Source organism: Brevibacillus sp. FW301-21C12A (assembly GCF_058788915.1).
The window spans coordinates 1-1,890 of record NZ_JBYTBG010000102.1 but is presented as its reverse complement, the minus strand read 5'-3'; the positions used below and the strand labels follow the sequence as shown (position 1 = coordinate 1,890).

The window sequence follows — 1,890 nt, the reverse complement described above, 5'->3', positions numbered from 1 at the left end:
TCCCCCTCTGTTCTTCTGATATCAGCTTAACAAGATAAGGGGGTATGACTCAAATCCAATTTCGGGGCTTAAAAGCTGTAACTGAGGGAGGAATACCGCTAATCTCGTCTTATACCCTTATCTTCAAAAAGGAATTCTTTTTAACCTACACCGTGCCGACCGACTTTCATAGGGCACGGCGTGCGATCAACTACTTAAGAAGTGCTCATTTACTATAGGCTCTGTGAGCATGAATAACTTTGAGATGATAAGGGCTTTGAGTCGGAGCTCATCTTTTCTACCGTTTCCTTTTTAGAAAATTCAAAATACTATCTCTTCCAAATTTTATGTTATTATGTATAAAACGGAAAATGGAGGTAATCAAAAATGTCATTCAAGAAGCTAACGCTCGCTACTGCACTCGTAAGCACTTTAGTATCACCTGGAGTAACTGCTTTTGCCCAATCCAAGCATTCGATTGAACCTGCCGTTACCAAGGAGAAAGTCGGCCAACTAGAGATTGTTGAAAAAGTGTGGGAGACACCAGTCAATTATGATTTTCAGGTCATCACGAAAGAAAATAGCAAATCAATCATGAAGCCTTACCGATTGGATTACAACGGAACAGACTACGAAGAAACCAAAACGCAAAAATACAAATCCAAAAGTTTCGAAGCGGAAGTAACCAATCGAAGCAATTTAACCGATACGGTTACACGGTCTGTTTCCAGGAAAACCTTCTTAACAGGCAAGGTAGGTACGTCAGGCGAAGGCAAATTCAATATGGGGCTGATCGAAGCGAAGGTAGGGTTCAACGCCGAGGTTTCCTTTGGAACAGAGACCACTACAACCACTACTTACACCTGGAACATCCCTGCCAGAAGCGTGACCACGATCGAATATGGATCAAAAGCCGTTGACACAAAAGGGTATATCACCAAATACATCGATGGGAAGGCGGTAAAGTCCACACGTGTCTATGCTGACTACTCGTATAAAGAATACGCCGACAAAGACCCACAACCGTTGTAATCAACCCGTAAAAATCAAAACTGCGCTAACCATTTGGACAACGTGCTTCCTTCTCCTCTTTGCTCTGACTGGATGTCAATCGGAGCCTACTCCAGTGAACAGCAGCGGTACCTTAAACCAAGAAACAGTACCAGCGACAACCAAGGCGACCAAGTCCTATAAATCGATTACGGATTACTCTACCGAGATCAATGGACAGCACATGAAGAACTCTGTCTTGGAAATAAAGAGAGATGGCAATTTGGCAAGCCTGAGCATCAAAATATGGTTGTCCCCTGAACTGCGAGAAAAAATGATGGATACAGAAAGTCCCGTCTATTTTACTTTCGGCGATGTGATGGGGAGTGAAAAAATCGCCCAGTTGCTTGTGGAGTCTCCTCCCGTTGTTCCGTTTGACCCAAGCAGTACGGACGGAACGTATACCCTCTCTCAGCAAATCAAGCTGAAGGAGAAACTGACAAGCGATGAAGAAAAAGCGCTTTTTTCTCCTGAGAATTATGAATTCCAGCTCTTGAACGAAGACAAATTAGCTGTGTACACGATTATTGGCTTGGAGCTATCCACGATTCAACAGCCTTAGCTCATTAGACGATTTGTCTTCTTAAGAACCAAGGCTGCCCGAGCTTATGTCGAAATACCTTAAATGAAGTTGCCTAAAAAAAACCCTTAGGTTTGTTTCTCCCTAAGGGTTTTTCCATTTTATTGATATTCAGACGATTTTTAGACAAACTCATAAAAAGTGAGCAATACCAATACCTGAAGAGTTTTCTGTCAATTCGCAAGAGAAGTTAAGGTTTGTGCTATTGAGCCTTTTGCAGATTTCTGAGCCCTTTCGTATCAAGCACTTGAAAAGCATAAAAAAGGACTTCACCCCAAGAA

At 42.4% G+C, this 1,890-nt stretch carries 2 protein-coding genes; both read left to right on the top strand.

The window, feature by feature from the left end; all coding sequences use genetic code 11:
• Nucleotides 1–366 precede the first annotated feature (366 nt).
• Nucleotides 367–1,011, top strand: a complete 645-nt coding sequence (locus AC3WQH_RS25395; RefSeq protein WP_122953476.1) for a hypothetical protein — start codon at nucleotides 367–369, stop codon at nucleotides 1,009–1,011.
• Nucleotides 1,012–1,105: 94 nt separating this feature from the next.
• On the top strand, nucleotides 1,106–1,591 hold the full coding sequence (locus tag AC3WQH_RS25390) for a hypothetical protein (protein ID WP_005830360.1): 486 nt from the start codon (nucleotides 1,106–1,108) through the stop codon (nucleotides 1,589–1,591).
• The last annotated feature ends 299 nt before the right edge of the window (nucleotides 1,592–1,890 follow it).

Bases quoted from the DNA above. Each gene is read 5' to 3' on its own strand.
- AC3WQH_RS25395 (WP_122953476.1), top strand. From the start codon at position 367: ATGTCATTCAAGAAGCTAACGCTCGCTACTGCACTCGTAAGCACTTTA.